At 61.0% G+C, this 25,281-nt stretch carries 21 protein-coding genes; 8 read left to right on the plus strand and 13 right to left on the minus strand.

Annotation, left to right across the window (positions count from 1 at the left end; translation table 11 throughout):
• Window positions 1–86 precede the first annotated feature (86 nt).
• A complete protein-coding gene (gene gyrA, locus ACP7D9_RS22100) occupies window positions 87–2,741 on the minus strand; it encodes a DNA gyrase subunit A (protein WP_426159614.1) in 2,655 nt (884 codons plus the stop codon).
• A 448-nt stretch (window positions 2,742–3,189) separates the two neighbouring features.
• A complete protein-coding gene (mtnA, locus tag ACP7D9_RS22105; RefSeq protein WP_039760044.1) occupies window positions 3,190–4,266 on the minus strand; it encodes an S-methyl-5-thioribose-1-phosphate isomerase in 1,077 nt (358 codons plus the stop codon).
• Window positions 4,267–4,374: 108 nt separating this feature from the next.
• On the opposite strand from mtnA, the gene ACP7D9_RS22110 reads away from it, so the two are divergent.
• The 5 genes from ACP7D9_RS22110 to ACP7D9_RS22130 all read left to right on the plus strand — a co-directional run bounded on the left by ACP7D9_RS22110 (window position 4,375) and on the right by ACP7D9_RS22130 (window position 9,199).
• Window positions 4,375–5,709 carry a TRZ/ATZ family hydrolase gene (locus tag ACP7D9_RS22110; protein ID WP_312999878.1) on the plus strand — a complete coding sequence of 445 codons (1,335 nt, stop codon included), beginning with the start codon at window positions 4,375–4,377 and terminating at the stop codon, window positions 5,707–5,709.
• Window positions 5,710–5,767: 58 nt separating this feature from the next.
• On the plus strand, window positions 5,768–6,466 hold the full coding sequence (ubiG, locus tag ACP7D9_RS22115) for a bifunctional 2-polyprenyl-6-hydroxyphenol methylase/3-demethylubiquinol 3-O-methyltransferase UbiG (RefSeq protein ID WP_093435309.1): 699 nt from the start codon (window positions 5,768–5,770) through the stop codon (window positions 6,464–6,466).
• A gap of 4 nt (window positions 6,467–6,470) precedes the next feature.
• Complete coding sequence (gene mupP / locus ACP7D9_RS22120; protein WP_016770929.1) at window positions 6,471–7,142, plus strand: N-acetylmuramic acid 6-phosphate phosphatase MupP; 672 nt, start codon at window positions 6,471–6,473, stop codon at window positions 7,140–7,142.
• Between the two features lie 28 nt (window positions 7,143–7,170).
• A complete protein-coding gene (locus ACP7D9_RS22125) occupies window positions 7,171–7,911 on the plus strand; it encodes a YciK family oxidoreductase (RefSeq protein WP_426159615.1) in 741 nt (246 codons plus the stop codon).
• Window positions 7,912–8,272: 361 nt separating this feature from the next.
• Complete coding sequence (locus tag ACP7D9_RS22130; RefSeq protein WP_426159616.1) at window positions 8,273–9,199, plus strand: GGDEF domain-containing protein; 927 nt, start codon at window positions 8,273–8,275, stop codon at window positions 9,197–9,199.
• Between the two features lie 120 nt (window positions 9,200–9,319).
• On the opposite strand, the gene ACP7D9_RS22135 is transcribed toward ACP7D9_RS22130, so the two are convergent.
• The 7 genes from ACP7D9_RS22135 to ACP7D9_RS22165 all read right to left on the minus strand — a co-directional run bounded on the left by ACP7D9_RS22135 (window position 9,320) and on the right by ACP7D9_RS22165 (window position 17,151).
• The gene (locus ACP7D9_RS22135) at window positions 9,320–10,081 is read right to left on the minus strand and encodes a TenA family transcriptional regulator (RefSeq protein WP_426159617.1); all 762 of its coding nucleotides are present in this window, start codon (window positions 10,079–10,081) and stop codon (window positions 9,320–9,322) included.
• Window positions 10,082–10,160: 79 nt separating this feature from the next.
• Window positions 10,161–12,620: an EAL domain-containing protein gene (locus tag ACP7D9_RS22140; RefSeq protein WP_426159618.1), complete on the minus strand. Its 2,460-nt coding sequence runs from the start codon at window positions 12,618–12,620 to the stop codon at window positions 10,161–10,163.
• 137 nt (window positions 12,621–12,757) lie between these two features.
• Window positions 12,758–14,575: an ABC transporter ATP-binding protein gene (locus ACP7D9_RS22145; RefSeq protein WP_101156390.1), complete on the minus strand. Its 1,818-nt coding sequence runs from the start codon at window positions 14,573–14,575 to the stop codon at window positions 12,758–12,760.
• Window positions 14,568–15,170 (minus strand): DsbA family protein, encoded by a 603-nt coding sequence (locus ACP7D9_RS22150; protein WP_178081144.1) that lies wholly within the window; start codon window positions 15,168–15,170, stop codon window positions 14,568–14,570. The genes ACP7D9_RS22145 and ACP7D9_RS22150 overlap by 8 nt, the downstream gene beginning before the upstream one ends.
• A gap of 35 nt (window positions 15,171–15,205) precedes the next feature.
• Window positions 15,206–16,147: a rhodanese-related sulfurtransferase gene (locus ACP7D9_RS22155; RefSeq protein WP_426159619.1), complete on the minus strand. Its 942-nt coding sequence runs from the start codon at window positions 16,145–16,147 to the stop codon at window positions 15,206–15,208.
• Between the two features lie 170 nt (window positions 16,148–16,317).
• Window positions 16,318–16,617 (minus strand): BolA family protein, encoded by a 300-nt coding sequence (locus ACP7D9_RS22160; RefSeq protein ID WP_101156381.1) that lies wholly within the window; start codon window positions 16,615–16,617, stop codon window positions 16,318–16,320.
• Between the two features lie 12 nt (window positions 16,618–16,629).
• Window positions 16,630–17,151: a DUF2059 domain-containing protein gene (locus tag ACP7D9_RS22165; RefSeq protein WP_101156378.1), complete on the minus strand. Its 522-nt coding sequence runs from the start codon at window positions 17,149–17,151 to the stop codon at window positions 16,630–16,632.
• 191 nt (window positions 17,152–17,342) lie between these two features.
• Here ACP7D9_RS22165 and ACP7D9_RS22170 point away from each other — a divergent pair, with 191 nt between their 5' ends.
• Entirely contained in the window at window positions 17,343–18,737 is a 1,395-nt protein-coding gene (locus tag ACP7D9_RS22170) for a class II fumarate hydratase (protein ID WP_101156376.1), read from the plus strand.
• Window positions 18,738–18,859: 122 nt separating this feature from the next.
• Here the strand turns inward: ACP7D9_RS22170 and ACP7D9_RS22175 are convergent, their stop codons facing one another.
• Window positions 18,860–19,819 (minus strand): DMT family transporter, encoded by a 960-nt coding sequence (locus ACP7D9_RS22175; RefSeq protein WP_426159620.1) that lies wholly within the window; start codon window positions 19,817–19,819, stop codon window positions 18,860–18,862.
• 31 nt (window positions 19,820–19,850) lie between these two features.
• Window positions 19,851–19,985, minus strand: a complete 135-nt coding sequence (locus tag ACP7D9_RS22180) for a hypothetical protein (protein WP_256589679.1) — start codon at window positions 19,983–19,985, stop codon at window positions 19,851–19,853.
• 44 nt (window positions 19,986–20,029) lie between these two features.
• Here ACP7D9_RS22180 and ACP7D9_RS22185 point away from each other — a divergent pair, with 44 nt between their 5' ends.
• Window positions 20,030–20,221, plus strand: a complete 192-nt coding sequence (locus tag ACP7D9_RS22185) for a DUF6316 family protein (protein WP_101156371.1) — start codon at window positions 20,030–20,032, stop codon at window positions 20,219–20,221.
• A gap of 103 nt (window positions 20,222–20,324) precedes the next feature.
• On the opposite strand, the gene ACP7D9_RS22190 is transcribed toward ACP7D9_RS22185, so the two are convergent.
• Together ACP7D9_RS22190 and pap are read right to left on the minus strand one after the other, a co-directional pair.
• Window positions 20,325–21,509, minus strand: a complete 1,185-nt coding sequence (locus tag ACP7D9_RS22190) for a thiolase family protein (protein ID WP_426159621.1) — start codon at window positions 21,507–21,509, stop codon at window positions 20,325–20,327.
• Window positions 21,510–21,612: 103 nt separating this feature from the next.
• Entirely contained in the window at window positions 21,613–23,127 is a 1,515-nt protein-coding gene (pap, locus tag ACP7D9_RS22195) for a polyphosphate:AMP phosphotransferase (RefSeq protein WP_101156366.1), read from the minus strand.
• A 172-nt stretch (window positions 23,128–23,299) separates the two neighbouring features.
• Between pap and mnmC the strand changes: the two genes are divergently transcribed.
• The gene (gene mnmC, locus ACP7D9_RS22200; protein WP_426159622.1) at window positions 23,300–25,279 is read left to right on the plus strand and encodes a bifunctional tRNA (5-methylaminomethyl-2-thiouridine)(34)-methyltransferase MnmD/FAD-dependent 5-carboxymethylaminomethyl-2-thiouridine(34) oxidoreductase MnmC; all 1,980 of its coding nucleotides are present in this window, start codon (window positions 23,300–23,302) and stop codon (window positions 25,277–25,279) included.
• Window positions 25,280–25,281 lie beyond the last annotated feature (2 nt).

The following is a 25,281-nucleotide window of genomic DNA, read 5'->3' on the forward strand; positions in this document are numbered from 1 at the left end:
CCACACCGAGTCCTGTGGGTGATTCAAATTTCAAACAGGACAAATAACAAGGGGGCGAATTCTCATCCGCCCCCTCGTTTGTCCGCTTATTCCTGCGGCTCTTCGTCAGCTGCGGCGTCGAGTTGCTGGTCGTCTGCGGCGTCGTCGATACCGACGGTGCCTGCGAACTCCTCGCCCTCTTCACCTTCGAGCTCTTCTCCTTCGATTTCCGAAGGCTCCTGAACCCGCTCCAGCCCGACCAGCGTTTCATCCTTGGCCAGTTTGATCAGCGTTACACCCTGGGTGTTACGGCCCAGGCTCGACACTTCGTCGACACGGGTACGCACCAGGGTGCCCTGATCGGAGATCAGCATGATTTCTTCGCCGTCGAGCACCTGTACCGCGCCGACCAGACGGCCGTTACGCTCGTTGCTGACCATGGCGATCACGCCCTGACCGCCACGCTTGTACTCAGGGAACTCGGTGATCGCGGTGCGCTTGCCATAACCACGCGCCGAAGCGGTGAGGATCTGGCTGCCTTCTTCCGGGATCAGCATGGAAATCAGCTTCTGCCCTTCCGGCAGACGCATGCCGCGCACGCCGCGAGCGGTACGGCCCATGGCACGTACGTCGGACTCTTTGAAGCGGGTGACCTTGCCGCCGTCGGAGAACAGCATCACTTCACGCTCGCCATCGGTAATGGCTGCGGAGATCAGCACGTCGCCTTCGTCCAGCTCCAGCGCGATCAGGCCAACGCTGCGCTGACGGCTGAAGGATTCCAGCGGGGTCTTCTTCACGGTGCCGTTGGCGGTGGCCATGAAGATGTAGTGACCTTCGGTGTATTCCTCGACCGGAAGCATGGTGGTGATGTATTCACCGTCATCCAGCGGCAGCAGGTTGACCAGCGGACGGCCACGGGCCGCGCGGGAGGCTTCCGGAATCTCGTAGGTCTTGAGCCAGTACACCTTGCCCTTGCTGGAGAACAGCAGCAGCGTGGTGTGGCTGTTGGCGACCAGTAGGTGAGCGATGTAGTCCTCGTCCTTGACGCCGGTAGCCGATTTGCCTTTGCCGCCACGACGCTGAGCCTGGTACGCAGCCAGCGGCTGGGTCTTGGCGTAGCCACCGTGGGAGATGGTCACGACGCGTTCTTCTTCCGGGATCATGTCACCCAGGGTCAGGTCGAGACGGGCATCGAGAATTTCGGTGCGGCGCACGTCGCCGTATTCGGCGCGGATCACTTCCAGCTCTTCGCGGATCACTTCCATCAGGCGCACGGCGCTGTTGAGAATGCGGATCAGCTCGCCGATCTGGTTGAGGATCTCCTGGTACTCGGCCAGCAGCTTCTCGTGCTCCAGGCCGGTCAGACGGTGCAGGCGCAGTTCGAGAATCGCTTGTGCCTGTTCCGGCGAGAGGAAGTACTTGCCTTCGCGCAGACCGTATTGCGGATCGAGGTTTTCCGGACGGCACGAATCGGCACCGGCACGTTCAACCATCGCCACCACAGCGGAGGATTCCCAAGGCGTGCTGATCAGCGCTTCCTTGGCTTCCGACGGCGTTGGCGAAGCCTTGATCAGGGCGATCACCGGGTCGATGTTCGACAGGGCAACGGCCTGGCCTTCGAGAATGTGCCCACGCTCGCGCGCCTTGCGCAGTTCGAACACGGTACGGCGGGTAACCACTTCGCGACGGTGACGGACGAAGGCTTCCAGCAGATCCTTGAGGTTGAGGATACGCGGGCGGCCGTCGATCAGCGCGACGATGTTGATGCCGAATACCGATTGCAGCTGGGTCTGGGCGTAGAGGTTGTTGAGGATCACCTCAGGCACTTCGCCGCGACGCAGTTCGATCACGACGCGCATACCGTCCTTGTCGGACTCGTCGCGCAGCTCGGTGATGCCTTCGAGCTTCTTCTCCTTGACCAGCTCGGCGATCTTCTCGATCAGACGCGCCTTGTTCAACTGGTAAGGCAGTTCGGTGATGACGATCTGCTGACGGCCACCGACCTTGTCGATGTCTTCGATGATCGAGCGGGCGCGCATGTAAATGCGTCCGCGACCGGTACGGTAGGCTTCGATGATGCCTGCGCGACCGTTGATGATCGCGGCGGTCGGGAAGTCCGGACCGGGAATGTATTGCATCAGCTCATCGACGGTCAGCTCGGGGTTGTCGATGAGGGCCAGGCAACCGTCGATGACTTCACCGAGGTTGTGCGGCGGGATGTTGGTCGCCATGCCTACGGCGATACCGCTGGAACCGTTGACCAGCAGGTTCGGTACGCGGGTCGGCATGACCGCCGGGATCAGTTCGGTGCCGTCGTAGTTCGGCACCCAGTCCACGGTTTCTTTATGCAGGTCAGCCAGCAGCTCGTGCGCCAGCTTGGTCATGCGCACTTCGGTGTATCGCATGGCCGCGGCGTTGTCGCCGTCGACCGAACCGAAGTTGCCCTGGCCGTCGACCAGCAGGTAGCGCAGGGAGAAAGGCTGGGCCATACGAACGATGGTGTCGTACACGGCAGTGTCACCGTGCGGGTGATACTTACCGATCACGTCGCCGACGACACGGGCAGATTTCTTGTACGGCTTGTTGTAGTCGTTGCCCAGCTCGCTCATCGCGAACAGTACGCGACGGTGCACGGGCTTGAGGCCATCGCGCGCATCCGGCAGTGCACGGCCGACGATCACGCTCATCGCGTAGTCGAGGTAGGACTGTTTCAGCTCGTCTTCGATATTGACCGGGAGGATTTCTTTGGCCAGTTCGCCCATGAGAAGCCTGATTCCTTTTTCTGGTGAAACTTCGTCATTTCCATGTGGGAGCAACGAAGCTCGTCGGGGCCGGCCGAGTGCCATGCGCCGACTTACGACAAATCAACATTGGATCGCGGATTTGCGCAGTGAAGACAGCTCCGTGGAGCCGCCTCGGAAAACGCCGGATGTTATCACAAAGGCCGCCACGCACCTATCCCCCAGATGCGCATGGAGCATAGTTAGTTGACTGATGACAGGCTTGAGGGGGACGAGAGAGGCTCAGAGCTTCGTTGAATGCAGATTTGTGGCTTGGATTAGCGATGTTTATTGACTTTTAGGGGGACGCACACTTGTAGGAGCTGCCGAAGGCTGCGATCTTTTGATCCTGACCTCTAAAAAGCAAGATCAAAAGATCGTCCGATCGCGGCCCGAGCCTTCGGCAGCTCCTACACTGAATATCACCGCATCAATGCAGGCGCTTGCGGCACATCAGTTGGGCCATTTTCGCGGTGTCCGGGCGTTCGACGATGCCTTTCTCGGTGACGATCGCATCGATGAGGTCAGCAGGCGTTACATCAAACACCGGGTTGAACGCCTCAACGTCCGCACCGACGCGCTTGCCGCCGACTTCCAGCAACTCGGCGCCATCACGCTCTTCGATCGGAATGTCATCGCCGCTGGCAAGATTCATGTCGATGGTCGAGCTCGGTGCCACCACCATGAAGCGCACGCCGTGGTGCATGGCGTTCACTGCCAGTTGATAGGTGCCGATCTTGTTGGCGACATCGCCGTTGGCGGTGATGCGGTCAGCGCCGACGATCACCCAGGTCACGCCTTTGGTTTTCATGATGTGCGCGGCGGCGGAGTCGGCGTTCAGGGTCACCGGGATGCCTTCGTTGGCCAGCTCCCATGCAGTCAGGCGCGAGCCCTGCAGCCACGGCCGGGTTTCGTCGGCGTAGACGCGTTCGACCATGCCTTCTATATAAGCCGCGCGGATCACGCCCAGCGCGGTGCCGAAACCGCCGGTGGCCAGGGCGCCAGTGTTGCAATGGGTGAGAATTGCTTGAGCATTGCCCTGATGTTTGCGGATCAGGTCGACGCCGAGTTGCGCCATGGTCAGGTTGGCTTCGCGATCGCTTTCGTGAATGGCGACGGCTTCGGCTTCCAGCGCCGCCAGCGGATCGGCATTGCTTTTCAGCCGATCCAGACGATCGTGCATGCGGCCCAGCGCCCAGAACAGATTCACCGCGGTCGGACGGGAATCGGCCAGCAAGGCGAAATCCTCTTCCAGCGCCGCGTACCAGTCGCCGCCCTCGGCAATCCGCGCTCGCGCCGCGAGGACGATGCCGTACGCTGCGCTGATGCCGATGGCCGGCGCGCCACGCACGACCATCGAGCGAATCGCCTCGGCCACGCCGGCGGCGCTGGTGTAGGCGATCCAGGTTTCCTCGAACGGCAAAATACGCTGATCCAGCAGGTGCAGCGCGCCATCACGCCAATCGATGGCCTTTACTTTCTCCGCAGCCAACAGTCGATCGCGCATCCCACACCCCGCACTCATGAACAAAAGCCGCCGATTATAGCGATCCCCCCGCGAAGACGCTCGGGTATACTTCGCCATCCTTTACAAAAGCACTGGAACCGACCCTCGATGCCGAAACCTGCCATTGCGCTCGACCTGTTATTGCTGCCGACCTGGCTGGTCCCCGTCGAACCTGCAGGCGTGGTACTCAAGGACCACGGTCTGGGCATCCGTGATGGTTGCATCGTGTTTATCGGCCCGCGCGCCGAAGCGCTGAAGTGTAACGCGACTGAAATCCGTGAATTGCCGGATGTGCTGCTCGCCCCCGGCCTGATCAACGCCCACGGCCACGCGGCGATGACGCTGTTCCGTGGCCTGGCCGATGACCTGCCGTTGATGACCTGGCTGGAAAATCATATCTGGCCGGCCGAGGGCAAATGGGTCGATGAAGCGTTCGTCCGCGACGGCACCGATCTAGCCATCGCCGAGCAGATCAAGGGCGGGATCACCTGTTTCTCGGACATGTACTTCTTCCCGAAAGTCGCCAGCGAGCGCGTGCACAACAGCGGCATCCGCGCGCAAATCGCCATTCCGATTCTCGATTTCCCGATCCCCGGCGCCAGCAGCGCCGACGAAGCCATTCGTCAGGGCGTCGAGCTGTTCGGCGATCTCAAGCACCACGAGCGCATCAAGATCACTTTCGGTCCTCATGCACCCTACACCGTCGGCGATGAGAACCTTGAGAAAATCAGGGTGATCGCCGAGGAGCTGGACGCCGCGATCCACATGCACGTGCACGAGACCGCTTTCGAAGTGCAGCAGGCCGTGGAGCAAACCGGCGAGCGGCCACTGGCGCGCCTCGCTCGTCTTGGCCTGCTCGGCCCGCGCTTCCAGGCCGTGCACATGACCCAGATCAGCGATGACGACCTGGCGCTGCTGGTAGAAAGCAACAGCAGCGTGATCCACTGCCCGGAATCCAATCTCAAACTGGCCAGCGGCTTCTGCCCGGTCGAGCGTTTGTGGCAGGCTGGGGTCAATGTGGCCGTCGGTACCGATGGCGCGGCGAGTAACAATGATCTTGATCTGCTCGGCGAAACCCGCACCGCCGCTCTGCTGGCCAAAGCCGTCGCCGGTTCCGCCACCGCGCTGGACGCCCATCGCGCCTTGCGCATGGCCACCCTCAATGGCGCGCGTGCGCTGGGGATCGAAGCGCAGGTCGGCTCGCTGGAGATCGGCAAAGCCGCGGACATCGTCGCCTTCGACCTGTCCGGCCTGGCGCAGCAACCGGTGTATGACCCGGTGTCGCAGCTGATCTACGCCACCGGTCGCGATTGCGTGAAACATCTGTGGGTCGCCGGCAAGCAACTGCTCGACGAGCGCCGGCTGACCCGCATGGACGAACAACAGCTGGGCGAGACCGCCCGCCACTGGGGCCAGCGCATCAGCGGCCACACCGAATCGTAAACACCGCGGCGCAATATTCGCGGCTACAGCCCTTTTCAGGTTTTTCGAGGAATTGAACATGAGCAACGTCGACCACGCCGAAATCGCCAAATTCGAGGCCCTGGCCCATCGCTGGTGGGACCGCGAAAGCGAATTCAAGCCGCTGCACGACATCAACCCGCTGCGCGTCAACTGGATTGACGAACGGGTCAATCTGGCCGGCAAGAAAGTCCTCGACGTCGGCTGCGGCGGCGGCATCCTCAGCGAGGCCATGGCTCAGCGCGGCGCCACGGTGATGGGTATCGACATGGGCGAAGCGCCGCTGGCGGTTGCACAACTGCATCAGCTGGAATCCGGGGTCAGCGTCGAATATCGCCAGATCACCGCCGAAGCCCTCGCCGAAGAAATGCCCGAGCAGTTCGACGTCGTAACCTGCCTGGAAATGCTCGAGCACGTGCCGGATCCATCCTCGGTGATCCGCGCCTGCTTCCGCATGGTCAAGCCGGGCGGCCAGGTGTTCTTCTCGACCATCAACCGCAACCCGAAGGCGTACCTGTTCGCAATCATCGGCGCCGAATACATCATGAAGCTGCTGCCGCGCGGCACTCACGATTTCAAGAAGTTCATCCGCCCGTCCGAGCTCGGCGCCTGGAGCCGCATGGCCGGCCTGACCGTCAAGGACATCATCGGCCTGACCTACAACCCGCTGACCAAACACTACAAGCTGGCCAGTGACGTCGACGTCAACTACATGATCCAGACCCTGCGCGAGGAATAAGCCGATGGCCATCAGAGCGGTACTTTTCGACATGGACGGCACGCTGCTCGACACCGCGCCGGACTTCATCGCCATCTGCCAGGCGATGCGCGCCGATCGTGGTTTGCCGCCGATCAACGACAAGCATATCCGCGACGAGATTTCCGGCGGCGCCAAGGCGATGGTTGCAGTGACGTTCTCGATGGACCCGGAATCGCCAGGCTTCGAAGAGCTGCGCCTGGAGTTTCTCGAGCGTTATCTGGTTGGTTGCGCGGTGCACAGCAAATTGTTCGACGGCATGGGCGAACTGCTCGCCGATATCGAGAAAGCCAACCTGATCTGGGGCGTGGTCACCAACAAACCGGTGCGCTTCGCCGAGCCGATCATGCAACGCCTGGGGCTGGCCGAGCGTTCGGCGCTGCTGATCTGCCCCGATCACGTGAAGAACAGCAAGCCGGATCCGGAGCCATTGATCCTCGCGTGCAAGATGCTTGATCTGGATCCGTCGACGGTACTGTTTATCGGCGATGATCTGCGCGATATCGAGTCGGGTCGCGACGCCGGCACCAAGACCGCTGCGGTGACCTACGGCTACATTCACCCCGACGACAACCCGCGCCACTGGGGCGCGGACGTGGTGGTGGATCACCCGCTGGAGTTGCGCAAGGTGCTCGACAGCGCGCTGTGCAGCTGCTGATCAGAATCAAAAGGACTATGAGGGTTTTATGTTTGATTACACCGCTCGCCCTGAACTGCTGAAGGATCGGGTCATTCTGGTTACCGGTGCCGGGCGCGGCATCGGCGCGGCTGCAGCCAAGACTTACGCCGCTCACGGCGCGACCGTGTTGCTGCTGGGCAAGACCGAAGCCAACCTGACCGAGGTCTACGACGAAATCGAGGCCGCCGGCCATCCACAACCGGCGGTGATACCGTTCAACCTCGAGACCGCCCTGCCCCATCAGTACGATGAGCTGGCAGCGATGATCGAAACCGAGTTCGGCCACCTCGATGGCCTGTTGCACAACGCTTCGATCATCGGTCCGCGCACGCCAATCGAACAGCTCTCCGGCGAAAACTTCATGCGCGTCATGCAGGTCAACGTCAACGCAATGTTCATGCTGACCAGCACCCTGCTGCCACTGCTCAAGCTCTCGCAGGACGCCTCGGTGGTATTCACTTCCAGCAGCGTCGGGCGTAAGGGTCGTGCGTACTGGGGCGCTTACGGTGTGTCGAAATTCGCCACCGAAGGCCTGATGCAAACCCTTGCCGACGAAGTCGAGGGTGTTGCGCCGGTGCGCTCCAACAGCATCAACCCAGGCGGCACTCGCACCAGCATGCGCGCCCAGGCGTATCCGGGGGAAAACCCGCTGAGCAACCCGACGCCGCAGGAGATCATGCCGGTCTATCTGTACTTGATGGGCCCCGACAGCGCGGGCGTTAACGGCCAGGCTTTCAACGCCCAATAACGCCATACGTCGCATTTGTTGCCGCGGCAGAATGCTGTCGCGGCAAGTCATTGTTGATCATTAGCTTCGCGCCGCCGCCAATTATCCAGCGCGGCAGTTCCGCAGCCGCCAGCAAGTCATTGATTCAAAAAGCTTTAAATAAAATCGAACCGAATGGCACGTGTTTCGCTCTAAATTCCCTCAAAACATGCCGTGTGATGGCCATGGGGCAACGCCGATTTCGATAGCTGACTGATCGTCTTGCGGCAGACTAAACTTAGGCCAAACGTCCTACGGGACTGATGGATCAGTACGACGCGCAGCCCATAGCCGCTCTCACCCAGCCTGTAAGACAGACTTACTGCTTAGGGGCTCACGCCATATGAAATCGCCTTCCCAGACCCATGCAATTGACTTTGACAGTGCCAAATTGCAGCGCCTGGGCTTCGGTCAACTGCCGGCGCGGATCGAGCGCCCGACCAGCCTGGCGCAACTTCGTCAGCAAATGAGCCTGCAGCTGCAAACCAGCCTTGAGCCACAACGCATCCTTGGCCTGTTCTTTCGTGAAATCCAACGCCTGGTGCCGCTGGATGCCCTCAGCTATGTGCATCAGGCCAGTGACCTGCGTCTGGAGTTCGGCACGCGCGGCCATCATCCGGTCAGCTACACCCTGAGCCACGAAGGTGAGCACATGGGCGAGCTGGTGTTTCGCCGCAATCAGCGTTTCAACGACAAGGAACAGGGCGAACTCGAGTCACTGCTGTCCTGCTTGCTGTACCCGATGCGCAACGCCCTGCTCTATCGCGCCGCAACCCAAAGCGCTTTGCGCGATCCTCTGACCGGCGCCGGCAACCGTGTGGCCATGGAGCAGACCTTGCAGCGCGAGATCGACATGTCGCGCCGGCATGCGCAGCCGCTGTCAGTGCTGATGCTCGACATCGACCACTTCAAACGGGTCAATGACGAACACGGTCATGGCGCTGGTGATGATGTGCTCAAAGCTATTGCAGCATCGATCAAGGCGCAGCTGCGCAACGTCGACATGGTGTTTCGTTATGGTGGCGAGGAGTTTCTGATCCTGCTCTCCAACACCGGACGCGAAGCGGCGGCGATGGTCGGTGAGCGTTTGCGCCAGGCGACGCAGTCAGGGGAATATTTTGCCGATGGCCAATTGATCGAGATCACCGTAAGCCTGGGATGCTCGACGCTGTTGCCGGGCGAGTCGGCGGACAGTTTGCTGCGCCGGGCCGACAGTGCGCTCTATGTTGCAAAGCGCGAGGGGCGTAATCGGCTGGCAATGGCTGGCTGAAAATAATCGTGGGAGCGGGCTTGCTCGCGAATGCGGTCTGCCAGACAACGAATCCGTTGAATGACCTTACGCATCCGCGAGCAAGCCCGCTCCCACATTTGCTACATGTTTTTCCTGAGATCAGCTCTCGACGACGGTCCTGCGCTCGCGGTTGACCATCAGCCGCTCCGAGGCCTCAAGCTGCATGCACCGCTCCAGAAACAGGTACATATAGTCATAGCTCTTGCAGATCGCCTGCCGCAGCTCGGCCTGCAAAGCCTTGCTCGGATTCATGCCGGCCAGGGTGCAGATGATTTCCAGCGCTTCCCACGGATGGGCATCGTCGTACTGGGCATGCATCTTCAGCCATTTCATTGCGCGTTTGCGAACCTCTTCCGGGAACGCCGCCGCGTAGACGCCGGTCGAGCAGACCACCGCAGACCACTCCCCGGTCGCGCCCTCGATCGCATAGTTGGTCGCGGCAATCGCCACGATCAACGAATCCGCCGAGCTGGTGTGCCAGCACCAGTGACTCAGCGCGTGCAACTCGGGCGGCACTTGCTGGGCCTGGAGATCTTCGAGGCTGACGCCATGGGCGCGGCTCCAGTGCATCCAGTAATCGGCATGGTTGAGTTCGACGCGGATGTTGCGCATCAGCCAGCGCCGCGCCATGTCTTCGCCGGGATGGCGGGCGAAGCGGGTCTTGGTGAGGTTCTGCGCCATGTACAAGGCAAACTGCTCGACGACCGGCCAGCCCCCGATCAGGTACTGGCGCATGGTTTTTGCGCTGAGTTTGTTGTCCCGCATGCGCTGATAAAGTTCATGTTCGACAACCCGGCGCTTGCTCTCGCTGCAGTCCTGAATGAGCTGTTGTGCCCAGACAGGATAACTTGCAGCTTCCATGAGGGGTCCGGTTCGGTTGAATGTGTCGATCACTGTTCGGCTCCTTTTGATTTGTGATGGCAAGGATCGGCGAGAGACTTCAACGGAACGTGCCAGGCGCTTTGAACAACAACGGCTGCGGTCTGGCAGGGCGACTTTGCAAACTGTCACAGGTAAACAACTGCGGACGCTCGATAACATAACCCTGAGCGTAATCCACACCTATTTCAAGCAATGCCTGTTCGATCTGGTTAGTTTCAACAAACTCGGCAATTGTCTGCTTACCCATGACGTGGCCGATGTGATTGATCACCTCGACCATTGCCCGATTAATCGGGTCGTCCAGCATGTCCTTTACGAAACTCCCGTCGATCTTCAGGAAGTCTACAGGCAAATGTTTCAAGTAAGCGAATGAAGACATTCCGGCACAAAAGTCATCTAAGGAAAAGTGACAACCTAAACCTTTGAGTTCATTGATAAAACGGATTGCGCTGCCTAGATTCGCGATTGCACTGGTTTCGGTAATTTCAAAACAAATCATTTCAGGCGGTATAGCGTAGTTAACGAACTGGTCCCTGAGGAAGTGCAAAAAGTCGTCATCTCCGATAGTAATGCCTGACAGATTAATCGCACACATGGCTAAAGGAAGTTCATGTTCCTGCTCAATACACTGAGCAATAACCTTGAAAACGTTCTGCACTACCCAGCGATCTAACTGAGTCATCAAACCGTACCGTTCCGCCGCCGGGATAAAGCTGTCAGGCAAAATCATCCGCCCGGACTCATCATGCAAACGCAGGAGGATCTCGATGTGTCCGGCCTCGCCGGGTTGCGGTTTTAGCGGCGCGATCTGCTGGGCATACAGGCAGAAGCGGTTTTCCTCCAGCGCCATGTGCAGGCGCTGCACCCAGGCCATTTCACCGAAGCGCATGGAAAGTTCGGAATCGTCAGCGTGGTAGACCTGGACGCGGTTGCGTCCCTTTTCCTTGGCCATGTAGCAAGCCATGTCCGCCGCACGCAACGAGGCCTCGAGGGTGGTTGGATTCTGCGCCACATGCACTAGACCGATACTGACCGTGGTCAGGAACGGCCGCCCTTTCCAGACAAAATGCAGGTTCTGCACCGTCTGACGCAGGCTCTCGGCAATCTTCTCCGCGACCTCCGGCGCGCAGTTCTCCAGCAGGATACCGAACTCATCGCCACCCAGCCGCGCCAAGGTGTCGCCCTCGCGCAGGCCCGATTGCAACAGCGTGCAGATATGCCGCAACAGCTCATCGCCTGCCGCATGGCCGCAGGTGTCGTTGACCAGTTTGAACTGGTCGAGATCGAGGAACATCAGCGCATGCCGCCCGGGCTGGCGAGTGAGGTTGTGCAACGCCTGTTCGAGGCGGTATTCGAATTCGCGACGGTTGGCCAGCCCGGTCAGCGCATCGTGGGTCGCCTGCCAGGACAGATTGGCGATGTATTGCCGCTCCTGCGTCATGTCATGCAGCACCAGCACCGTGCCGCTGACATTGCCGGCGTTGCGGATCGGTGCACCGACCAGAGTCACCGACAGGGTGCTGCCATCCAGACGCTGGATCAGCTTGGAATGTTCGCTACCACCGCTGAGCTGGCCGCTGAGAATGTGTTCGATCAGCGTCAGCCCTTCGGTCTGGGCGTTTTCGTCAAGCAGGTTGAACAGCGCCGACAACGGCAGGCCCGCCGCCTGCTCGGCCTTCCAGTGAGTCATGGCTTCGGCGGCCGGGTTCATGTAGTCGATCGCGCCGTTGACGTCGGTAGTGATTACGCCATCACCGATCGACTGCAGGGTGATGTGCGCGCGATCCTTCTCAAGTTGCAGTGCCTGGGCAAATTCATGACGCTGCCTGAGCAGTTTGTGCGTGCGCCACAGCGCCAGCACGATCAGGCCCAGCGCAGTGGCCAGGTTGGTAAACAGCAACAGGCGCATGATCACCCGCGAGCCTTCGCCCAAGGCATCACTGAAGGCTTTCGCCGCTGGGGTCACGGCATCGTTGATGGCAAATATCTGCACTTTCCAGCGCTGCACATCGCCGGGGCTGGCCTGGTTGCGGGCAATGCCTTGGTGCATCTCCTGCGCTACTTCGTGCAGTCGGTCGAGGTAGGCATCGCCGATTGTCCAGCGATCAATCGCGGTTTCGAGATAACTGAAGTGGCGAAAATTCAGATACAGCCAGATCAGGCTGGAGACGTCGTCGGGGTGATTGCCACCCTGCAGAATGCCTTCGCGCGCCGCTTGCAGATCCGGCGGTTGACGATCGAGCGCCAGACGCAATTGGTGACCGCCCTGAGGCACGGCAATAGCCGTCAGGTATTTGCGGTAGATCGCCTCGTCACGGCTGTCGGCGTAGAGATTGAGGTAATAGATGGCATCCTTCTGGCCCTTGGACCACAGGCTTTCGCCGGCCACGTAGCCACGCACGGCCGAGAGCACGTAAAGGCTCACGCCCCCCAGTAATGCCTGGAACACCACGACAGCAATAAAGGGCCAGACGATACCCAACAACCGTGGCGTTCCCAGAGTCTGCTTTTGCTTCATGAGATTCCTTGCATGAGCACTGCCCGCTCGCCTTCCGGGCGAATTCGCTATGACGAGACTAGGTGGGGTTCTCGTTCAAGGCAAGGCGCGGCGTTACACCGCACGCAGAACCTCTGACAGGTCGGCGAGGGTTTCGATCAGTGCTGTTGCAAGTTGCCGTAAAGCTTGGCGTAGAGACCGCCGTCGGCGATCAGTTGGCGATGATCGCCGTCCTCGGCGATCTGCCCGCCGTCGAACACCAGCACCCGGTCCGCCTGTTTCACCGCCGACAGGCGATGGGCGATGATCAGTGTGGTGCGGCCGTTGAGAAACTTCGCCATCGCTTGATGCAGGTTGTACTCGGTAGCGGCATCGAGGGCCGAAGTGGCTTCGTCGAGAATCACCACTTTCGGCTCGGCGAGAATCATCCGTGCGATCGCCAGACGTTGGCGCTGGCCGCCGGACAAACGCACGCCGGAACGCCCGACGATGCTGTCGAGGCCGTCGGGCAGCGCGCGGATGGTCGCGGCCATTTGCGCGATTTCCAACGCCTGCCAGCAGGCTTCGTCGCTGCGCATCCTCCCCATGGTCAGGTTGGCACGCACGCTGTCGTTGAACAGCGCCGGATGCTGCAAGACCACGGCGACATTCTCGCGCACCGTCTCCAGACCGATCTCCTGCTGGGTCGATCCGCCGAAGCGAATGCTCCCGGCCGCTGGCGTGTACAGCCCCAAGAGCAACTGCACCAAAGTACTTTTGCCACCGCCGCTGGCGCCGACGATCGCGACTTTTTCGCCGGGCAGGATCGACAGGTTCATCTGATCCAGCACCAGTTCATCGCCATAACCGAAACTCAGGCCTTGCACCTCGATGCCGACGGTGTCGCGCCCCTTGAATGGATCAACGCCACCGGGATACTGCGGCTCGTCGGCGCGCGCCAGCAGTTCGTTGATCCGCGTCAGCGCACCGCCCGCCGCGTAATAGGCGTATTGCAGATTGAGCAGCTGTTCGACCGGGCCGATCATGAACCACAGGTAACTGAACACCGCGAGCATCTGCCCGATCGACAGGTCGGAAAACAATACGGTGAGCATCGCTGCGGCACGAAAGATGTCGATGCCGAACTGGAACAACAAACCACTGGCGCGGTTCGAGGCGTCGGTTTTCCACTGCGAGTTGACGGCGTAATTGCGCACTTCCTGCGCGCGCAAACCGAGGCGCCCGAGGAAATAGCCCTGGCGATTGCCGGCGCGCACTTCCTGAATCGCATCGAGCGTTTCGCTCAGCGCCTGAGTGAAGCGTGAGGTGCTGTCGTTCTCGAGTTTCTTCAGGTGTTTGACCCGTTTGCCCAACTGCACCGTGGCGTAGATCACCAACGGGTTGAACAGCAGAATCAGCAGCGCCAGCTTCCAGTGCATCCACATCAAAATGCTCGCGGTGCCGACCAGCGTGAGCATGGCCACGAGGAAACGGCTGAGGGTTTCTCCGACGAATTTGTCGAGGGTATCCAGATCGGTGACCAGATGCGTGGTCACCGTGCCGCTGCCCAGGCTTTCGTATTCGCCAAGGGAAATGCGCTTGAGCCGCTCGATCAGACGCACGCGGATGCGGTAGACGATGTCCTTGGCCAGCCGCGCAAACAGCCGCGACTGCAACACACCAAAACACAGAGCGCTGCAGCGCAAGGTGAGGGTCACCACCAGCATCAAGCCGATATAACCCGCCGCCTGCTGCCACATGCTCGGCAGGAAGTGGTTCATGACTTTCAGTGCGGCATCGCCGTGGCCAAGCAGGACTTCGTCCACCAGCAACGGCAGTAGCAATGGAATCGGCACACTGCACAGCGTCGCCAGCACGGCCACGCCATTGGCGATCCACAGGGATTTTTTGTGATGCAGTGCCAGACGCCGGACTTCAGCCCAGCTCAGCCGGTCGACACGCTCTACGGCTGGCGTGTCATCGGCAAGGTCAGACACAGGCCGCACGCTCCAGCCAGCGGCCGAGCAACGGCGACAGCTCGCTGAGCGGTTGATAGCCATTGGTCAGCAGCGCCAGTTGCCCGTTGCGCTCGGCCAGCAGGGTCGGGAAACCGGCGATGCCCAGATCCTGCACCCACGTGAAGTCGGCCTGGGTCGCCTTGTGCTGATCGGCATGATCGAACAACGCGGCGAACTCGATACGCGGCACCCCGGCCTGCTCCGCCAGTTCGACCAGCACGCTGGCCTGGGTGACATCGCGACCCTCTGCGTAAAACGCCTGCTGGATCAGCCCAACCAATGTCCAGGCGCAATCCGGCGCCAGACTGCGCGCGGTAACGATGGCGCGACAGGCAGGCTCGGTGTCGTAGACAAAACCGTCGGGCAGCGCACCGTCAAGTTTGAACGGCTGGCCGGTGGCCTCGGTGACGGCTTGCCAGTGCTCAAGAATGTAACGCCGGGTGGTCGGCTCCAGCGCCGAGCCGCTGCCGGTGCGCAGACCGCCAACCACCAGATGCAGCTCGACCCCGGCTGCCTGCGCCTGCTCGACCAGTGCCTTGGCCACCGGAGCAAAACCCCAGCACCATGAACACATCGGATCCATCACATAGAGCAGGCGCGCAGACATGGTTAAGCCTCGGTGGATGCTTGCTTATAGTTGTAGCCGATCGGGTGCGGCTGGTTGCGCGCCTTGGCCAGTTCGATCTGCTTTTGCCGATCAATGGCGCTGCGCCGGGTTTTCTCGCTGAGCTTGTCCCAGCAGTGCGGGCAACTGATGCCGGCGACGTAGTGCTCGGAGGCGCGATCTTCAACGCTGACCGGGGTGCGGCAGGCATGACATTGATCGTAGTCGCCTTCCGTCAGGTCGTGACGCACGGTCACGCGGTTGTCGAAGACGAAGCAGTCGCCGCGCCACTTGGTTTCTTCCTGCGGCACCTCTTCGAGGTACTTCAGGATGCCGCCCTTGAGGTGGTAAACCTCTTCGAAACCTTCGCCGAGCATGTAGCTCGAGGCTTTCTCGCAGCGGATGCCGCCGGTGCAGAACATCGCGACCTTCTTGTGCACGGCCGGGTCGAAGTGTTCTTTGATGTAGTCGGGAAACTCGCGAAAACTGGTGGTTTTCGGATCGATGGCGCCTTCGAAGGTGCCGATCGACACTTCGTAATCGTTGCGCGTGTCGATCAGCAGCACTTCCGGATCGCTGATCAGCGCGTTCCAGTCCTGCGGCTCAACGTAGGTGCCGACCTTCTTGTTCGGGTCAACGCCTTCGACGCCGAGGGTGACGATCTCTTTCTTCAGCTTGACCTTGGTGCGGTAGAACGGCTGCTCGTCGCAGTACGATTCCTTGTGGTCGATGTCGACCATGCGCGGATCGTTCTTGAGCCAGGCGAGCAGTCCGTCGATGCCTTCGCGGGTGCCGGAAACGGTGCCGTTGATGCCTTCTTCGGCAATCAGCAAAGTGCCTTTGATACCGTTGTCGACCATCGCTTGCAGCAGGGGCTCGCGCAGGTCAACGTAATCTTCGAGGGTGACGAACTTGTACAGTGCCGCCACGACAATCGGTTGTGTCATGGGTATTTCTCCAGGTGGCTACCCTCGCAAAGGGTGAACCGGATTCAAAAAAAACGCGCCGGCTAAGCGGCGCGTTGCGGATTCTAGCAAAAAAGATCGCAGCCTGCGGCAGCTCCTACAGGGGAACGCATTCCAAAGCAGGTGCTGCCGAGGGCTTGGATCTTTTGATCTTAATGTTTGCTGCCGCCGGCACAGGTCGGCGACGCCGGAGCGCCATCGATCTCTGCCCACTCCTGCGGGGTGTAGGTGTGCAGCGCCAACGCATGGAACTCGCCCATCAACTCGCCGAGCGTACCGTAGACCTTCTGGTGGCGCTTGACCCGGTTCAGGCCTTCGAACTGCGCGCTGACCACCACCGCCTTGTAGTGGGTCTGTAACCCGCGACTGTGCATGTGGCTTTCGTCCAGCACTTGCAGGTGCTCAGGCTGTAACAGGGCCAGCGTCGATTCGATGCGTTGTTGCATGGTCATCACGAACTCCGCTTACTTCTTCTTGGCCGGCGCAGCGGCGCCTTTCGGGTCCAGCTCTTTGGTCATGTCGTCGAGCAGCTTGTTGACCACCGGCACTGCGCTTTCCAGCTTGCCCTGGGTCATCTGCGCCGACTGCTGGGTCAGCTGCGGCATTTTTTCGAGGACTTTCTTGCCCAGTGGCGATTTGTAGAAAGCAACCAGATCTTTCAGCTCGGATTCGCTGAAGTTGCTGGTGTAGAGCTTGACCATGTCGGGCTTGAGCTTGTTCCAGCCGATGGCCTGGTCCAGCGCGGCGTTGGCCTTGGCCTGGTAGGTTTCGAGCACGGCTTTCTTCGACTCCGGGGCTTTGGTCTGTTCAAAGCGCTGGGCGAACATTTGCTGCACTTGCATGTACACCGGGGTGCCCAGCTTGTCAGCGTGAGCCAGCGTCAGGAAAGCTTCGGCACTGGCGTTGTGGCTGGCGGTATCGGCAAGCACCTGGCCGCTGGCGCAAACCAGTGCAACCGCGGTACAGATGGCGCGAAGACGAGTCATCGAGTTTCCTTTAAGCAAAGCGAGGTCGAACCCCAAGGGCGACCATTCTGCGCCTAACAATCGCTGTGGCTCAACCCCCGACCCTTGCCACGCTTGATTGGCGGGGTTTTGCGGTCAACAATCGAGCCGATGGAACCACCCGGGGCGACACCGGCCTAAATTGCGCCAACAGACCAACAGGAGTGTGCACGATGAGCCGTATCGAAACCGACAGCCTGGGCCAGATCGAAGTCCCGGACGACGCTTACTGGGGTGCTCAGACGCAACGCTCGCTGATCAACTTCGCCATCGGTCAGGAGCGCATGCCGCTGCCGGTGCTGCATGCCCTGGCGCTGATCAAGAAAGCCGCCGCGCGGGTCAACGACCGCAACGGCGATCTGCCGGCCGACATTGCCCGCCTGATCGAACAGGCCGCCGATGAAGTCCTCGCCGGCGAACATGACGAGCAGTTCCCGCTGGTGGTCTGGCAGACCGGCAGCGGCACCCAGAGCAACATGAACGTCAACGAAGTGATCGCCGGTCGTGCCAACGAACTGGCCGGCAACCCGCGCGGCGGCAAATCGCCGGTGCACCCGAACGATCACGTCAACCGCTCGCAAAGCTCCAATGACTGCTTCCCCACCGCCATGAGCATTGCCACCGCCAAAGCGGTGCAGGAACAACTGCTGCCGGCGATTGCCGAGTTGTCCGGCGGCCTCGCTGAACTGGCGGCGCGGCACATGAAACTGGTCAAGACCGGACGCACGCACATGATGGACGCGACGCCGATCACCTTCGGTCAGGAGCTGTCCGGCTTCATCGCGCAACTGGATTACGCCGAGCGTGCGATTCGCGCCGCGCTGCCGGCGGTCTGCGAGCTGGCTCAGGGCGGCACCGCAGTCGGTACCGGGCTGAACTCGCCACACGGTTTCGGTGAGGCGATTGCCGCCGAGCTCGCTGCGCTGTCTGGCTTGCCGTTCGTCACCGCGCCGAACAAGTTCGCCGCGCTGGCCGGCCATGAGCCGCTGGTAACGCTGTCCGGTGCGCTGAAAACCCTCGCCGTGGCGCTGATGAAAATCGCCAATGATCTACGCCTGCTCGGCTCAGGTCCCCGTGCCGGTTTCGCCGAAGTGAAGCTGCCGGCGAACGAGCCGGGCAGCTCGATCATGCCCGGCAAGGTCAACCCGACTCAGTGCGAAGCGTTGTCGATGCTCGCCTGTCAGGTGCTCGGCAACGACGTGGCGATCGGTTTTGCTGCCAGCCAGGGGCATTTGCAGTTGAACGTGTTCAAACCGGTGATCATTCATAACCTGCTGCAATCGATCCGTTTGCTGGGCGATGGCTGCAGCAACTTCCAGCAGCACTGCATTGCCGGGCTCGAGCCGGATGCCGAAGCGATGGCCCAACATTTGGAACGTGGGCTGATGCTGGTGACTGCGCTCAACCCGCACATCGGTTACGACAAGTCGGCAGAGATCGCCAAGAAGGCCTACAGCGAAGGGCTGACCTTGCGTGAGGCGGCGTTGCAGCTGGGTTATCTGACTGATGAAGAGTTCGATGCGTGGGTGCGGCCGGAGAACATGATCGAGGCGGGTGCCAAGGGTTAAGATTTTTAGCGCCTGTCAGTCCGCCTTCGCGAGCAAGCCCGCTCCCACATTTGGCCGCATTCTCATGTTGCAAATGCGCTCAAGTGTGGGAGCGGGCTTGCTCGCGGAGAACGATGACTCGATCAACCTGCTGCTATACGCATCCGCCGCGCCCTGAGCCCGGCAATCAACGATGGCCCCAACGCGACCAGTGCCGAACCCAGCACCACCAGCACCGCCCCGCCATAGCCCAGCGCATTGATCTGCTCGGCATGCACAAACTCGGGCCAGACCCGCGCCGCGATTGCCACAGCCACAAACGTCACCAGCGGCGTGATCGCCAGTGTTGCGCTGACCCGCGATGCTTCCCAATGTGCCAGTGCTTCGGCGAATGCGCCGTAGGCGATCAAGGTATTCATGCAGCACGCCAACAGCAGCCAACCCTGCAGCGGGCTGAGGTTCAGCGCTTCGAGCGGATGCACCCACGGCGTCAGCAACAGCGCGCAGAACAGGTAGATCACCATCATTACCTGCAATGAATTCCACACCGTGAGCAATTGCTTCTGCCCCAGCGCATAAAAGGTCCAGACCGTCGATGCCAGCAAGACCAACAACACGCCGGCAGTGTAATCGGACAGCGAGGTCAACAGCTCGGCCAGGCGCTGGTTGAAGAACAGGCCAAAGCCGATCAGCAACACCAGCAAGCCGATGCCCTGGCCGATGCTGAAGCGTTCCTTGAACACGAACAGACTGGCGATCAACAACATGATCGGTCCCATCTGCACCACCAGTTGCGCGGTGCCGGGGCTGAGCAGGTTGAGGCCCATCAGGTACAGCACGTAATTGCCGACCAGCCCGAGCACCGCCATCAGCACCAGCCAGCCGCCCTTGGGGCCCAGCACTTTGCGACTCGGCAGGCGTTTGACCGAAGCCAGATAGATGAACAGGCAGCCACCGGACACCGTCAGGCGAAACCAGGTCACCGTCACCGGGTCCATCACCTGCAGCACCTGTTTGAGCTTGATCGGCAGGATGCCCCACAGAAACGCGGTCAGCAGCGCCAGGAACAGTCCGTATACCCAGCGCCCCGATGAAATGTGCATGCGAACCCCAAAATCCTGCTGACAAGAACACTCATTCTAGGCGCCCGACCGCGTGCAACACAGGGACAGTTGCCGGCAGGCCGCGAATGAAACTGTGCAGGTCGCAGCCGTAAACCGACGCTTCGCCGTTGATCGGCCGGGCAGGCGCACCAAGTGCTTCAGGCATAAGCTGGTTGCAGACTTTCGAACGCATTGATCAGGGAGACCGACATGTACGCCATGCGCGCCGAGGACAGCGCCCCCGCCACTCGTTTTCGCAGCGACCGCGTGTGTAGGGTCAATGGCGAGCTGTATTTCAGCACCCGGGAAAATACTCTTGAGGGGCCGTTTGACAGTCAGGTTATAGAGAAGGAAATTCAGGCTTATATAGCGCGGATGCAGCGGCAGGATTCCAGGCGCTGAACCGAGGTGATTCCTTCGCGAGCAAGCCCGCTCCCACCGGGGAATGCGATCACCTGTGGGAGCGGGCTTGCTCGCGAAGAGCCCTGTACAGGCAACCGATCCTTTATCGAACCGCCTCAAACAACCCACTCGCCCCCATCCCGCCGCCCACACACATGGTGACGATGCCGTAGCGCAAATGGCGTCGCTGCAATTCCCGGATCAAATGCCCGACCTGGCGCGAGCCGGTCATGCCGAACGGGTGGCCGATGGAAATCGAACCGCCGTTGACGTTGTACTTTTCGTTATCGATCTCCAGGCGATCGCGGCTGTACAGGCACTGCGAAGCGAACGCCTCGTTCAACTCCCACAGATCGATATCCGCCACCTGCAAACCTTTGGCCTTGAGCAGTTTCGGCACCGAGAACACTGGGCCGATGCCCATTTCGTCCGGCTCGCAACCGGCCACAGTGAAGCCCCGGAAAAATGCTTTCGGCTTGAGTCCCAATTCCAGGGCTTTATCCAGGCTCATCACCAATGTCATCGAGGCGCCGTCGGACAGCTGCGATGAATTGCCCGCCGTCACCGAGCCATCTTCGGCGAAGACCGGTTTCAATCCGGCAAGGCTTTCGTAGGTGGTGTCCGGACGGTTGCAGTCGTCGCGCTCGACCACGCCATCGAGAATCTGCACTTCGCCGCTGTTCTTGTCCTCGACGCGGTATTTCACCGCCATCGGCACGATTTCATCATCGAACAGACCGGCCGCCTGAGCGTGAGCCGTGCGAATCTGGCTTTGCAGTGCATAGCGATCCTGCGCCTCGCGGCTGACCCCGTAACGTCGTGCCACCACTTCGGCGGTCTGGCCCATGGTGAAGTAGATGCCGGGGGTCTGTTGCTGGAGCAATGGGTTGATCAGGTGATCGGTGTTGACGCTTTTCAGGGTCAGGCTGATCGACTCGACGCCGCCGGCAACGATGATGTCGCTGCAACCGGAGGCGATCTGATTAGCGGCAATCGCAATTGCCTGCAAACCCGACGAGCAGAAACGGTTGAGGGTCATGCCGGCGGTGCCGGTGCCCAGACGCGAGAGCACCGCGACGTTGCGGCCGATGTTGTAACCCTGCGCGCCTTCGTTGGAGCCGGCGCCGACGATGCAGTCCTCGACGCTCGCCGGGTCGATATCGTTGCGTGTCAGCAGCGCATTGACGCAGTGGGCCGCCATGTCATCGGGGCGGGTCTGGTTGAACTTGCCGCGAAAGGATTTGGCCAGGCCGGTCCGCACGCTGTCGACGATCACCACTTCACGCATGGCATACCTCATTGTTGTTGTCGGTTGAAAGTGGGCCTGAGCATAAGTCCACCTTCTTGCCGACCGCGAGGATCATTCACCCGGCGTATGCGCGGCCATCGCTTCAGTCCTTGTGCTTCCTGGCCTTTTTGTCGGATTTCTCGAATGCGTCTTCCAGCGCACGGTTGATCGTGCGCAGCACTTTTACCCGTGCCCAGCGCTTGTCGTTGGCCTCGACCAGCGTCCACGGCGCGATTTCGGTGCTGGTGCGGTCGACCATGTCGCCCACCGCTCTACGATAGTCGTCCCACTTTTCCCGATTGCGCCAGTCGTCCTCGGTGATCTTGAAGCGCTTGAAGGAGATCTCTTCGCGCTCCTGAAAGCGCTCCATCTGGGTGTCTTTATCGATGGCCAGCCAGAACTTCACGACAATCACGCCGGCGTCGGCCAGTTGCTCTTCAAAGTCATTGATCTCGCCGTAAGCGCGCAGCCAGTCCGCCGGTTTGCAAAAACCCTCGATCCGCTCGACCAGTACGCGGCCGTACCAAGAGCGATCGAACACGGTGAACTTGCCGCGCGCCGGCAGGTGCCGCCAGAACCGCCACAGATACGGGTGCGCGCGTTCTTCTTCGGTCGGCGCAGCGATCGGGACGATGCTGTATTGACGCGGGTCGAGCGCCGCTGCAACGCGCCGGATCGCGCCGCCCTTGCCCGCCGCGTCATTGCCTTCGAACACCGCGATCAGCGCATGGCGGCGCATGCGTTTATCGCGCATCAATCCGGACAGGCGCGCTTGCTCGGTGATCAGTTGTTCTTCGTAATCCTTCTTGTCCAGACGCTGGCTGAGGTCGAGGCTGTCGAGCAGGTTCAATTGATCGACCGGCGTACCCAGCGGCGCGGCACTGACCTGGCGCGGATTGACCTCGGCCCGTTCGAGCGCACTTTGCAGCCCTTCAAGGAGAATCTTGCCCACCGCCAGGCTGCGGTAGTTGGCGTCGGCGCCTTCGATGATGTGCCACGGCGCGTAATCGCGGCTGGTGCGGCGCAACACGCGTTCGCCGTATTTGACGAACTTGTCGTAGGTCTGCGATTGCTGCCAGTCCAGCGGACTGATGCGCCAGCTGTGCAGCGGGTCGTCAGCCAACGACTTGAGCCGTGCTTTCATCTGCTTCTTGGACAGGTGAAACCAGAACTTGAAAATCAGCGCGCCTTCATCGCAGAGCATTTTTTCCAGACGCTCGGCACCGGCGATGGCCTGGTCCAGACGCGGATCCTTGAACAGCCCATGGACCCTGCCTTGCAACATCTGGCTGTACCAGTTGCCGAAGAAAATCCCCATGCGCCCCTTGGCCGGCAGCATCCGCCAGTAGCGCCACGCCGGTGGCCGCGCGAGTTCTTCATCGGTTTGCTGGTCGAAGGTGCGTACTTCGATCAGGCGCGGATCCATCCATTCATTGAGCAGTTTGACCGTCTCGCCCTTGCCCGCACCTTCGATGCCGTTGATCAGGATGATCACCGGAAAGCGCTTCTGCTGCTGCAACTCGAACTGCGCTTCCAGCAAGGCTTCACGCAGCGCAGGAACCGCCGCCTCATAGGTGTCTTTGTCGATGGCGTGACCGATTTCAGCGGATTCAAACATGGGACGGCTCCTTCCAGGGTTCAGCAAGACTAGCGGATTGGGCACGGACGCGGCGCATAAATTCCCTGCGTGCAACCATTGTTCCCGAGCGGTCGACGCTGGACCTTGCGCTGGATCAGGCAGCCCCCGCGCGATCGGCTAGAATGGCCGCCTTGTGTTCGCCGAGCCTGCCATGAAAGCCGAAATCCCCCACGCCCAACTCGACTGGGATGACCACGGACGCCCACGTTCGCGGGTGTTCGATGACGTGTATTTTTCCGACCAGTCGGGGCTGGAGGAAACTCGCTATGTGTTCCTCGAACAGAACCGTCTGGCCGAGCGTTTCGCTGCGCTGCCGGCGGATGGGCGTCTGGTCATTGGCGAAACCGGTTTTGGCACCGGGTTGAATTTTCTTTGCGCCTGGCAGTTGTTCGAGCAACACGCGGTGGCGGGCGCACGTCTGCATTTTGTCAGCGTCGAGAAATACCCGCTGGCGCCTGCGGACCTGCACCGGGCCTTGGCCCTGTGGCCGCAACTCAAATCCCTGGCCGATCAACTGCTCAAGCACTATGTGGCGATTCATCAAGGCTTTCAGCGCATCACGCTGGCCGACGGTCGCGTGACGCTGACCCTGCTGATTGGCGATGCACTGGCGCAACTGCCACAACTCGACGCGCAGATCGACGCGTGGTTTCTCGACGGTTTCGCCCCGGCGAAAAACCCCGACATGTGGACCGCTGAGCTGTTCGTCGAGCTGGCGCGTCTGGCCGCACCGGGGTCGACTATCAGCACGTTCACCAGCACCGGTTGGGTCCGGCGTTTGCTCAACGCGGCCGGGTTCAAGATGAAGCGCACGCCGGGCATCGGCCATAAATGGGAAATCCTGCGTGGCGAATTTCTCGGCTGGCCCGCCGAGGTGGCTGCGCCAGAGCCGGCCAAACCCTGGTTCGCCCGCCCTGCGCCGCTGAGCGGTGAACGCCGGGCGCTGGTGATCGGCGCCGGCCTGGCCGGTTGCGCAACGGCGTCGAGTCTGGCGGCGCGCGGCTGGCAGGTGAGCCTGCTGGAACGTCACGCGGCCGTCGCGCAAGAAGCTTCAGGCAATCCGCAAGGCGTGCTTTATCTCAAGCTTTCCGCCCATGGCACCGCGTTGTCGCAGTTGATCGTCAGCGGTTTCGGTTACACCCGGCGCCTGCTGGAAACCCTGCAACGCGGCAGCGACTGGGACGACTGTGGCGTGCTGCAACTGGCGTTCAATGCCAAGGAAGCCGAACGTCACGCGCAACTGGCGGCAGCGTTCCCCGAAGATCTTTTGCAGTGCCTGGAACAGCCAGAAGCGCAGGCCCGCGCCGGTGTTGGCGTGGCCCATGGCGGTTTGTTCTATCCCGAGGGCGGCTGGGTGCATCCGCCGGCGCTGTGTCAGGCCCAGGCGATGCACACCCATATCGAACTGCTCAGCCATCACGACGCCCTGCAGCTGCGCAAAGTCGCAGACCAGTGGCAAGCCTTCGACGGCGAACGTTTACTCGCCAGCGCACCGGTTGTAGTGCTGGCCGGGGCTGCCGAAATCAAACGTTTTGCCCAGAGCGCCGAATTGCCGCTCAAGCGCATTCGCGGGCAAATCACGCGTCTGGTTGAAACCGCAGAAAGCCAAGCCTTGGCCACGGTGGTGTGCGCCGAAGGCTACGTCGCTCCGGCGCGCTTGGGCGAGCACACGCTGGGCGCGAGTTTCGACTTCAACAGCGACGATCTGACCCCCACGACTGCCGAGCATCAAGGCAACCTGGCCATGCTGGAAGAGATCTCCGGCGATCTCGCCGCCCGTTTGCACATTGATCAACAGTCGGTCGACGGCCTTGAGGGGCGCGCCGCGTTTCGCTGTACCAGCCCTGATTACCTGCCGATTGTCGGCCCGCTCGCTGATCTGCAAAGCTTCAATCAAACCTACGCGGCATTGAGCAAGGATGCCCGGCAGGTGCCGGACAGCCCTTGCCCATGGCTTGACGGCTTGTATGTCAACAGCGGCCACGGCTCGCGCGGACTGATCACCGCGCCGCTGTCCGGTGAACTGCTCGCCGCGTGGCTGGACAACGAGCCGCTGCCGCTGCCGCGCAGCGTGGCCGAAGCCTGCCACCCCAACCGATTTGCCTTGCGCAAACTGATTCGCGGCAAGTGAAT

It is taken from the genome of Pseudomonas sp. TSRC2-2, from assembly GCF_049897785.1.
In the GTDB taxonomy this organism is placed as follows: Bacteria; Pseudomonadota; Gammaproteobacteria; order Pseudomonadales; family Pseudomonadaceae; genus Aquipseudomonas.

Coding starts and splice junctions, on each gene's coding strand:
- gyrA (WP_426159614.1), bottom strand. CDS start 2,741: ATGGGCGAACTGGCCAAAGAAATCCTCCCGGTCAATATCGAAGACGAG.
- mtnA (WP_039760044.1), bottom strand. CDS start 4,266: ATGCGCGATCGACTGTTGGCTGCGGAGAAAGTAAAGGCCATCGATTGG.
- ACP7D9_RS22110 (WP_312999878.1), top strand. CDS start 4,375: ATGCCGAAACCTGCCATTGCGCTCGACCTGTTATTGCTGCCGACCTGG.
- ubiG (WP_093435309.1), top strand. CDS start 5,768: ATGAGCAACGTCGACCACGCCGAAATCGCCAAATTCGAGGCCCTGGCC.
- mupP (WP_016770929.1), top strand. CDS start 6,471: ATGGCCATCAGAGCGGTACTTTTCGACATGGACGGCACGCTGCTCGAC.
- ACP7D9_RS22125 (WP_426159615.1), top strand. CDS start 7,171: ATGTTTGATTACACCGCTCGCCCTGAACTGCTGAAGGATCGGGTCATT.
- ACP7D9_RS22130 (WP_426159616.1), top strand. CDS start 8,273: ATGAAATCGCCTTCCCAGACCCATGCAATTGACTTTGACAGTGCCAAA.
- ACP7D9_RS22135 (WP_426159617.1), bottom strand. CDS start 10,081: ATGGAAGCTGCAAGTTATCCTGTCTGGGCACAACAGCTCATTCAGGAC.
- ACP7D9_RS22140 (WP_426159618.1), bottom strand. CDS start 12,620: ATGAAGCAAAAGCAGACTCTGGGAACGCCACGGTTGTTGGGTATCGTC.
- ACP7D9_RS22150 (WP_178081144.1), bottom strand. CDS start 15,170: ATGTGTTCATGGTGCTGGGGTTTTGCTCCGGTGGCCAAGGCACTGGTC.
- ACP7D9_RS22155 (WP_426159619.1), bottom strand. CDS start 16,147: ATGACACAACCGATTGTCGTGGCGGCACTGTACAAGTTCGTCACCCTC.
- ACP7D9_RS22160 (WP_101156381.1), bottom strand. CDS start 16,617: ATGACCATGCAACAACGCATCGAATCGACGCTGGCCCTGTTACAGCCT.
- ACP7D9_RS22165 (WP_101156378.1), bottom strand. CDS start 17,151: ATGACTCGTCTTCGCGCCATCTGTACCGCGGTTGCACTGGTTTGCGCC.
- ACP7D9_RS22170 (WP_101156376.1), top strand. CDS start 17,343: ATGAGCCGTATCGAAACCGACAGCCTGGGCCAGATCGAAGTCCCGGAC.
- ACP7D9_RS22175 (WP_426159620.1), bottom strand. CDS start 19,819: ATGCACATTTCATCGGGGCGCTGGGTATACGGACTGTTCCTGGCGCTG.
- ACP7D9_RS22180 (WP_256589679.1), bottom strand. CDS start 19,985: ATGCCTGAAGCACTTGGTGCGCCTGCCCGGCCGATCAACGGCGAAGCG.
- ACP7D9_RS22185 (WP_101156371.1), top strand. CDS start 20,030: ATGTACGCCATGCGCGCCGAGGACAGCGCCCCCGCCACTCGTTTTCGC.
- ACP7D9_RS22190 (WP_426159621.1), bottom strand. CDS start 21,509: ATGCGTGAAGTGGTGATCGTCGACAGCGTGCGGACCGGCCTGGCCAAA.
- pap (WP_101156366.1), bottom strand. CDS start 23,127: ATGTTTGAATCCGCTGAAATCGGTCACGCCATCGACAAAGACACCTAT.
- mnmC (WP_426159622.1), top strand. CDS start 23,300: ATGAAAGCCGAAATCCCCCACGCCCAACTCGACTGGGATGACCACGGA.